11 protein-coding genes are annotated in these 8,094 nt (G+C 56.2%); 3 read left to right on the forward strand and 8 right to left on the reverse strand.

Annotation, left to right across the window (positions count from 1 at the left end; translation table 11 throughout):
* The 4 genes from ACREAY_RS07795 to ACREAY_RS07810 all read right to left on the reverse strand — a co-directional run.
* Positions 1–394, reverse strand: a 394-nt coding sequence (locus ACREAY_RS07795; RefSeq protein ID WP_431755207.1) for an archaeal heat shock protein Hsp20, incomplete at its 3' end; no start/stop codon positions are given.
* Between the two features lie 32 nt (positions 395–426).
* Entirely contained in the window at positions 427–1,521 is a 1,095-nt protein-coding gene (gene dnaJ, locus ACREAY_RS07800; protein WP_431755208.1) for a molecular chaperone DnaJ, read from the reverse strand.
* Between the two features lie 14 nt (positions 1,522–1,535).
* Positions 1,536–3,371, reverse strand: coding sequence for a molecular chaperone DnaK (gene dnaK / locus ACREAY_RS07805; protein ID WP_431755209.1), 1,836 nt, complete (start codon positions 3,369–3,371; stop codon positions 1,536–1,538).
* A gap of 15 nt (positions 3,372–3,386) precedes the next feature.
* The gene (locus ACREAY_RS07810) at positions 3,387–3,926 is read right to left on the reverse strand and encodes a nucleotide exchange factor GrpE (protein WP_431755210.1); all 540 of its coding nucleotides are present in this window, start codon (positions 3,924–3,926) and stop codon (positions 3,387–3,389) included.
* A 79-nt stretch (positions 3,927–4,005) separates the two neighbouring features.
* Here ACREAY_RS07810 and trxA point away from each other — a divergent pair, with 79 nt between their 5' ends.
* Complete coding sequence (gene trxA, locus ACREAY_RS07815; protein WP_431755211.1) at positions 4,006–4,437, forward strand: thioredoxin; 432 nt, start codon at positions 4,006–4,008, stop codon at positions 4,435–4,437.
* Between the two features lie 30 nt (positions 4,438–4,467).
* On the opposite strand, the gene ACREAY_RS07820 is transcribed toward trxA, so the two are convergent.
* Positions 4,468–4,686, reverse strand: coding sequence for a hypothetical protein (locus ACREAY_RS07820; protein ID WP_431755212.1), 219 nt, complete (start codon positions 4,684–4,686; stop codon positions 4,468–4,470).
* Positions 4,687–4,900: 214 nt separating this feature from the next.
* Here ACREAY_RS07820 and ACREAY_RS07825 point away from each other — a divergent pair, with 214 nt between their 5' ends.
* Both ACREAY_RS07825 and ACREAY_RS07830 read left to right on the forward strand, forming a co-directional pair.
* Positions 4,901–5,401 (forward strand): hypothetical protein, encoded by a 501-nt coding sequence (locus ACREAY_RS07825; RefSeq protein ID WP_431755213.1) that lies wholly within the window; start codon positions 4,901–4,903, stop codon positions 5,399–5,401.
* A 9-nt stretch (positions 5,402–5,410) separates the two neighbouring features.
* Positions 5,411–5,689 (forward strand): hypothetical protein, encoded by a 279-nt coding sequence (locus ACREAY_RS07830; protein WP_431755214.1) that lies wholly within the window; start codon positions 5,411–5,413, stop codon positions 5,687–5,689.
* Here ACREAY_RS07830 and ACREAY_RS07835 read toward each other — a convergent pair.
* From ACREAY_RS07835 to ACREAY_RS07845, 3 genes are all read right to left on the reverse strand, one after another.
* The gene (locus ACREAY_RS07835; protein WP_431755215.1) at positions 5,686–6,117 is read right to left on the reverse strand and encodes a translation initiation factor IF-2 subunit beta; all 432 of its coding nucleotides are present in this window, start codon (positions 6,115–6,117) and stop codon (positions 5,686–5,688) included. The two genes, ACREAY_RS07830 and ACREAY_RS07835, sit on opposite strands and share 4 nt — an antisense overlap.
* Before the next feature lie 230 nt (positions 6,118–6,347).
* The gene (locus ACREAY_RS07840) at positions 6,348–6,509 is read right to left on the reverse strand and encodes a hypothetical protein (protein WP_431755216.1); all 162 of its coding nucleotides are present in this window, start codon (positions 6,507–6,509) and stop codon (positions 6,348–6,350) included.
* Entirely contained in the window at positions 6,509–7,933 is a 1,425-nt protein-coding gene (locus ACREAY_RS07845; RefSeq protein ID WP_431755217.1) for a glycosyltransferase family 2 protein, read from the reverse strand. Before ACREAY_RS07845 ends, ACREAY_RS07840 begins: the two co-directional genes overlap by 1 nt.
* Positions 7,934–8,094 lie beyond the last annotated feature (161 nt).

Raw genomic sequence — 8,094 nt, forward strand, 5'->3', positions numbered from 1 at the left:
GGTGCAGGTCTTCCTTGCTGACGCCTGGCAGCTCTACCACGACGCGCACTTCGTCAGAGCCCTTTATCACGTCGACTAAGGGCTCGCGCTCTTCCTTGACTGCCAGCCCGCCGCCAAGAACGTTGGGGAAGGCGTCGATGTTGCCAAACTTGCGTATCTCGGGCTTGCCGTCCGGTCCTATCTTTACCGAATATCCATAGACGATGGGGCCCATCTCCCTGACAGTGGTTCCGTCGTCCAGCTTGCGCTCCTTGACGAGGTTCTTGGGCATCTGCTGCTCCATGTTCTTGAAGGCGTCCTGCATCATCTTTTCCATCTCTCGCATCATCTCGTCTACGTCTGGAAACCACGAGCGTCTCCTCTTTCCAAACCACTCATCAAATGGTGACGACATGGGAGGAGATATGCAAAATTTCTATAAAGCCTTTACGCGTCCTCCAGCTCCCGGTCTAGCTCTTTCAAGAGCGACTTTTGCCTGTCGGTCAGTTTCGACGGCACCTTGACGTGCAGTTTTACCAGCAAGTCGCCTCTGCCTGACGAGCCGTAGCGCGGCAGCCCCTTGCCCTTGATGCGTAAAAGGGCGTCCGGCTGCGCGCCCTGCTGTATCTTTAGTTTCTCCGCCCCTTCAAGGGTCGGGATGCGCAGCTCGGTGCCTAGCGCAAGGTCCGTAAACCGGACGTCGTGGTTGTACAGCAGGTGCCCGTCCTCCAGCCTTTCAAACTGCTGGCTTGGCTTGACGTGTATGCGCACGACAAGGTCGCCGGGAGCGCCAAACTCGGGCGTCTCGCCCTCGCCCCTCATCTGCATCGCCATGCCGTCCTCGACGCCGGGCGGCACCTTGATTTCAAGCTTCTTTTTCGTTTGCACCTTGCCAGACCCCCTGCAGGCCGCGCATGGCCTCTCGATTATCTGGCCGCGGCCCTGGCACGTCCTGCACGGCTCCACGGAAACGGAGGAGAAAAAGCCGCCCTGGTTGTAGACGCGCTGGGTCTGGCCCCGGCCGTTGCAGACTGTGCACTTGCGCGCCTTGGTGCCTGCGGCCGCCCCGGAGCCGTTGCACTGGCCGCACCGGTCAAGGCGCGGCAGTTCAACTTCTTCCTTCTTGCCCCTGAGCACGTCTTCAAGCGTCAGCTCCATGTCGTAAACGAGGTCCCTGCCCCTGCGCCTCCCTCCTCCAAAGCCAAAGACGTCGGCGCCAAACCCTCCGCCGCGGCCGAAAAACTGCTCAAAGATGTCGCGAAAGCCGCCCATGTCGCGGAACACCTCTTCAAAGTTGGCCTCCGATCCGCGGAACACCTCTTCGGCGCCGACGTGGCCGTACGTGTCGTAGCGCTTGCGCTTGTCGTCGTCTGACAGTACCGCGTACGCTTCTGAAATTTCCTTGAACCTCTCGTCGGCGCCCTGGTCCTTGTTGCGGTCAGGGTGGTACTGCAGCGCCAGCTTGCGGTATGCGCTCTTTATGTCGTCCTTGCCGGCACCCTTTTGCACGCCAAGAACTTCGTAATAGTCCTTTTTGCTCATTCCAGTTCACGATGTCATGGTTGCGGGTTGGGGCCTGCTGCCGACGACGCCTGCTGCTCTTCCGGCGTAGGCCCCGGCTGCGCCTGGGCGCCTGCGTTCCTGTATGCCTCGGCGCTCACCTCCCCAAGGACGTTTTTCAGCTCCTGGACCTTGGACTTGACCGTTTCCGTGTTGTTGTTGCTCGCCATTGCTTCCCGGAGCTCCTGCGTCGCCTTGTTGACTCTGTCGGCCTGCTCGGGCCTTATCTTGTCCTTGAGGTCCTGTTTGACAAGCTTGTCTGCCGCGTAGACGAGGTTGTCCGCCTCGTTCCTTATCTCTGCCTCTTCCTTTTTCTTCCGGTCGGCCTCGGCAAAGCCCTCCGAGTCCTTTTTCAGCTTCTCTATCTCGTCCTTTGAAAGCTTGTTGTTGGCGGTGATGGTTATCTTGGCTTCCTTTTGGGTGGCAAGGTCCTTGGCCGCGACGTTGAGGATGCCGTTTGCGTCGATGTCAAACGTCACCTCAATCTGCGGCACGCCCCTTGGCGCCGGCGGGATGCCGGAGAGGTTGAACATGCCAAGCGAAACGCAGTCAGACGCCATCGGGCGCTCTCCCTGCACGACGTGTATCGTGACGGCAGTCTGGTAGTCTGCGGCTGTCGTGAACACCTTGCCCTTTTTGGTCGGGATGGTCGTGTTTCGCTCAATCAGCGGCTCCCTGAGGCCGCCCATCACCTCGACGCCGAGCGTCAGCGGCGTCACGTCCACCAGCAAAATGTCGGTAGAGACGTCGCCGGCGATGATTGCGCCCTGCACGGCCGCGCCCATCGCGACTGCCTCCATCGGGTCGATGCCCCTCTCTGGCTCCTTGCCCATGACAGAGTTTACAAATTCCCTCACCATAGGCATCCTGGTCGGCCCGCCGATGAGGATTATCTTGTCGACTTCCTGCGGCGTCAGCTTGGCGTCCTGCAGCGCCTGCAGCATCGGCTGCCGGCAGCGGTCCACTATGGGCCTCATGAGCTCCTCAAGTTTTGCCCTCGTCAGCTGGATTATCAGGTTCTTGGGTCCCGCCTGCTGGTCGTATGCAAGGAAGGGCAGGTTGATCTCTGTCGTCACCATGTTAGAGAGCTCTATCTTGGCTTTCTCTGCCGCCTCCCTTATCCTCATCATGGCGGCCTTGTCGTTGTGGATGTCGATGCCGGACTGCTTGCGGAACTCTTGCACGACAAACTCGACGAGTGTGTTGTCCATGTCGGTGCCGCCAAGCTGCGTGTCGCCGGACGTGCTCTTGACCTGGAACACGCCCCCGCCCATCTCCATTATCGTGACGTCAAGCGTCCCCCCGCCCAGGTCAAAGACCATGATCTTCAGGTCCTTGTTGGCCTTGTCGAGGCCGTACGCAAGCGACGCGGCCGTGGGCTCGTTAATTATCCTGACGACCTGCAGGCCCGCAATCTCGCCTGCGTCCTTGGTCGCCTGGCGCTGGTTGTCGTTGAAATACGCAGGGACGGTGATGACGGCGCGGTCGACAGCCTCGCCAAGGAACGCCTCGGCGTCCCTCTTTATCTTTTGAAGTATGAATGACGATACCTGCTGGGGCGTGTATTCCTTGCCAAATACGCGGAACTTGAAGTCAGTGCCCATCTTGCGCTTTGCCGCGATGACCGTCCCCTCAGGGTTTGAGATCATCTGCCTGCGCGCCGGCTCGCCCACGATGAGCTGCCCCTCTTTGGTAAACGCCACGACTGACGGGAAGGCCTTGCCGCCTACCGACGTGCCCTCTGCCGCCTGGATTATGGTCGGCTTGCCGCCTATCATGGATGCAGCCGCAGAATTGCTCGTTCCAAGGTCTATGCCGATAATTTTTCCCATTGTTTTCTCCTCTGGTCAACCGGTATTGGCAGTATCTCTATTTTTAACTATCTTCCGGGCGACTTCGACCATGCTGGCCCGCAGCACCCTGCCGTTGAGCATGTAGCCGCGCCTTATCTCGGTGGTCACCATGTTCTCATCGACGTCGTCTCTGGGCGCAAACGCGATTGCGTCGTGCACGTTTGGGTCAAAGGGCGTCCCCGCCGCCTCTATGGCCATCACGCCTTCAGATGCAAGCAGAGAGTCTATGTTGCGCAGTATGCCGCCCAGGCCCTCGGCCACTATCGGGCTGCTGGCGTCCTTTTGCGCCATCTCCAGCGCACGCTGGTAGTCGTCCCGGATGTTGAGGAACTTTAGCAAGAGCTCAGCCTTGCCCGACTCGACCCTTGAGGCGACCTGCCTTTCCATCTGCTTGCGGTAATTGTCAAAGTCGGCCATGAGGTATTTCAGCTTGTTGAGGTTGGCCTCGGCAGCCTCCTTGGCCTCTCTCAGCTCTGTCCTCAATGCCTCGGTGTCCTCTTCTGCCTCAATGCCCGCCTCGTCGTCTTGCGCCAATGCTGGAATATCCACTGCGCGGAAATAATTAGATATCGCCGGCAAAGGAATAATAGCGCTCTTTTTCCAACCAGTTGCCGTGTCTGACGACAGCGAGCTTGAGGCGATAAGGCAGAGAAAGATGGCAGAGCTCCAGAAAATGGCAGCCGACAAGGCGGCCATTGCATCCATCACGCAGCCGGTGCACCTCACCGACGCCAACTTTGCTGGCGAGACTGCGAAATACCCCATTATCCTGGTCGACTTTTGGGCGCCCTGGTGCGGCCCGTGCAGGATGGTCGCGCCGGTCATCGATCAATTGGCCAAAGAATATGCGGGCAGGGTAGTGTTTGGCAAGCTGAACGTCGACGAGAACCCGCGGGTCGCCGGCACGTTTGGCGTGCAGAGCATACCCACAATGATGATATTCAAGGCCGGCAAGGCAGTTGACATCATTGTAGGCGCGATGCCAAAAGGGGCCATCGAGGCAAAACTGAAACAGCAGCTGTCAGGCAGTTCGATTTACGGATAATAATAAGATAGAAAAAAGGAAGAACCGCGCCTAGTTGATTCCTAGGTGCGGGAAGGATGCAACACTTACGCCCAGTTCGCCCTGGATCTTGCGGATCTTGCCTGCGTATTCGCGCATTCTTGCGGCATCGCCCTGTACCTTTGCGATCCTGTATCCCTTCCATGCCTTCCTCAGTGCGCCCCAGCTCTGGCCGGTCGTAAAGTTGCTGTTGGTGGTTGCTTCGTGGTGAAGCGACATTATGGCTGTCATGATGAGATAGTTCCTCGTTGGTACTTAGAACCAATAGTCAATTTTTGCCGATTGAAAAGTGAAATAGGTTGACATGATAGTAGCGATCGAGGCAGTTTTATGGAAATTTTATCGATTGAGAAGGTGCATCTCATATATTTTGCAAGATCTGCCGCAGTCTCAGCTAATGTGTTCTGCCCAACATTTTAATCCGCCGGCGCCATGCACTGAGGCGGTGGGGATACTGAAGAAAGAGGACAAAGAGGAGAAGCAAAAGGCCGCCGAGCGTTTTTACGCGCTCCTCAAGGCGCTGATGGACGAGCTGTTTGACCACGCGCAAAAGAGCAAGCACGTAAAGATGCCCCGCAACGTCTCGTTTGGCCTCGTATACGACGAGCGCAACTCTGTGCTTTTCACGGGCGTGGAAAAGGGCACGGGAAAAAAGATGTACCTCTACAACGTGCGCGTCATAGGCAAGGCGTTTGAGGAAAAACGCCAGAGCATGATAGAGGACCAGACCACCGATACGCTGTTCAGCTGGATAGCTGACGTGTGCTCGCTTTACATCAGCCCATTTGTGTATGACTATGTCGTGAACGTGCAGCACAGGGGCGAGGGCACGGCCGAGCGCACCACGAGGCAGATTGTCCGCAGCTTTTTGGACAAGCTGTCAAGCGATCCTGAGCTGAAATACGTGCTTGACCCGCTGCGCGAGCCTGCCACGGATCAAAAATAGCTGACGAATGTGGCAAGCCTGCTCGATAATGCAGCAAATAACTCGCAACACCTTTTCTCCATCGTGAGCGGCGCAATCCTGCGGTGCAACATATGCGACACCAGCGTCGAGCAGATCGAAGTCTCGCAGCATGTCGCAGGAAGGAACCACGGGATAAAGAAAAAAGTCGCGGAATTCCAGGAGATGAACGCGCTGGTGCGCAAGCAGTATGAAGGCGACGCGTCAATAGTGAGCGCTTGGATAAAGAACCTTCACGAGCGCGACTTTTTGTCGTCAGGAAGGGCCTAAGCGTAGTTGCCCTTGATGGACGACCTGGCGCCGCACGCCTCGCATATCAAAAAGCCGAGCTTTTTGTTCTTCTCTGTGCGGGTATCCGGGCTTCCGCAGACCGGGCACTGGACATAGTCCTTGACGTACCTGTCAATGAGCGCCGAAAACGACGACGGGGTCTTGCGGCCAAGGAAATGGACGCGGTCGCCCTGGATATAGCCAGCTGATGCCAGCTCTTTGTTCAGGTAAAGCAGTATCTTTTCCGGGTCGCGCCTGAGGGCCTTTGGGAATTCCATAAAGTTGCGAAATATCGTGTTCTTGCCGACCCAGATGATCTGGGGCTGCGGGATCTCGAGCCGGGAAGTCACCTTCCTCGCGTCTGTCCCCAGCTTGTCCTGAAGCCGCTTTAGGAGCGATTCATAGTCGGCTGCCTTTTGGGCGCTCATGCAAAAAAGAGCGCACGCCTGTTTAATGTATGTTGCCCCGCGACCTTGCTAACGCGCGCGTTTCCAGTGGAAAGTGGCAAAATAATCGTTCTTTTATAGCGGCGCCGGCGCACGCCGGGTGCGGCGGGCGTTTGTACGCTGCAATCCAAGACGATATGCGGAAAGGTGCATCATTTTTCTGCCGGTTACGGCTTTTTGCCATCAGGCTTGCCATTCAGGTACCATGGAAGTCAGCCGAGCGCGCATTTCATACCGGCGCACGCCGACTTCCATGCTTCCTCCGTCTCCCCAATCGGCATCTCGTGACCATGGATCATGTGCCCCATGAACTGCCCCCGGCCTTCAAGCAGGATGTCGCATTGGCTGCACTTGACGGGCTGGGTGACTTGCATCAGCGAGTCCCCCACTCGTTTTTGCGCAAGCTCAAGATCGCAGGGAAAATTATCCAGGAAATGACGAACGCCGTTATCAGGTTCATCAGTGGCTTGTAGTACCACGTCTTTGAGGTGGGATCGCGGAACTTATAGTCCGCTCCATGTCCGATGCTCGTCAATAATGAGCCCAGCAGGAATATCACAGGTACCCAGTAATTGTTCAGCACCAGCGGCTCATAGGCGAACGCTATCAAAAGGATCAGAGGGTTTGTGAACATCAGCATGAATTCCACGTAAAATAGAAGTATCGACATTATGGGGTTTCTCCTCCAGAAAAAGCCGCTGACAAAAAAGTTTACCCTGAGGGTGCCCTTCTTCCAGCGCTTTTGCTGTCTCAGAAACACCTTTACTTTTTCTGGCACGTCTGTGTAGACTATTGCAGAAGGGACATAGACTGCCTTCCAATCAATAAGTGCCTGACCCGTAAGACTGCGATCCTCTGCATCGTCGTACCTTGACATCCACAGCATCATCTTTTTTGTGCCAGGAGTCATCAGCGGCTTGGCCTTTGGCGGTGCAATGACATACGTGGTCAGTTCCCGGTCTTCGCTGTCCTTGAGCTTGGCATTTATCCAGTACGGGATATAGTTCGCTATGGCTTCGCGTCGGTAAGCCGCGAGGCAGCCGGAAATGCACATCACCGACCCAAAATAGCTCTCGGCGCACTTGCGGATGTTGAACGAGTAATCATACCATACGTCCTGGCATTTTGTAAGTATGTTCTTGTTTGCGTTCCACACCTTGGCAAAACCCACCACGCCTCCTATTTTTGAATCGGCTTTGAAGGCCTTCATGACTTCGGTGACGGCGTGCTCGTCAACCACGCTGTCAGAATCGATAAGCACCAGGTATTTGCCCCGTGAATTGTAAAATGCCCCTGCCACGGCTTTGCGCTTGCCCTCGTTCTTTTTGTGGATCACCTTTAACGTAGAATACTTCTTTGCCAGTCTTTCCAAGATCTCTTTCGTGCCGTCCTTGCTCCCGTCGTTGACTGCGATGACCTCTATGTTCGGGTAGGTCGAGCGATAGATGGCGTCGATGACGGTTTCTATCATGCCCTTCTGGTTGTATACCGGAACAATGACCGAGACCAGATCGTTTCCAGGTGTGCCTGTTGCAGGCGACTTGAACAGTAGCCACCCTATTATGAGGTAAGCAAGAGAATGTGCGGGAATTATTATGCCTGCTACCACGAACGGGTCCTGCATGGTGACTCCGAGGTGTATTGTGTATACTATGAGCGCAATGGTCGAGACTATCGTAAGGGTCCTCACCGTCCACGCTTTTTTGCTGACGTGAATCCTTCCCGCATTGTTCACACGCTGCTGGCATTTTTGGAAAAGCGTCTGCGTGAGCTGGTTGTTCGGAGGCGCGTCGGTCATGCTGCAAGTCCCCCCTTGACGGTCAGCTGGAGGCCGGTAAGGTCTGATGCGTTAACAAGCTTGACCTTGCCGTCCGACTTGAGCGCTGCGATAAAGCTGTCGATCTCGTCAACAGACATCCTGTTGTCGAACTCGATTGCTACAGGGCGTTCAAGCTCGAG

Origin of the sequence: Nitrososphaera sp., from assembly GCF_050748925.1 — an archaeon.
In the GTDB taxonomy this organism is placed as follows: domain Archaea; phylum Thermoproteota; class Nitrososphaeria; order Nitrososphaerales; family Nitrososphaeraceae; genus Nitrososphaera.

Excerpts from the sequence above, each read along its gene's own strand:
- dnaJ (WP_431755208.1), bottom strand. The coding sequence starts at position 1,521 with ATGAGCAAAAAGGACTATTACGAAGTTCTTGGCGTGCAAAAGGGTGCC.
- ACREAY_RS07845 (WP_431755217.1), bottom strand. The coding sequence starts at position 7,933 with ATGACCGACGCGCCTCCGAACAACCAGCTCACGCAGACGCTTTTCCAA.
- ACREAY_RS07835 (WP_431755215.1), bottom strand. The coding sequence starts at position 6,117 with ATGAGCGCCCAAAAGGCAGCCGACTATGAATCGCTCCTAAAGCGGCTT.
- ACREAY_RS07840 (WP_431755216.1), bottom strand. The coding sequence starts at position 6,509 with ATGCAAGTCACCCAGCCCGTCAAGTGCAGCCAATGCGACATCCTGCTT.
- ACREAY_RS07820 (WP_431755212.1), bottom strand. The coding sequence starts at position 4,686 with ATGACAGCCATAATGTCGCTTCACCACGAAGCAACCACCAACAGCAAC.
- dnaK (WP_431755209.1), bottom strand. The coding sequence starts at position 3,371 with ATGGGAAAAATTATCGGCATAGACCTTGGAACGAGCAATTCTGCGGCT.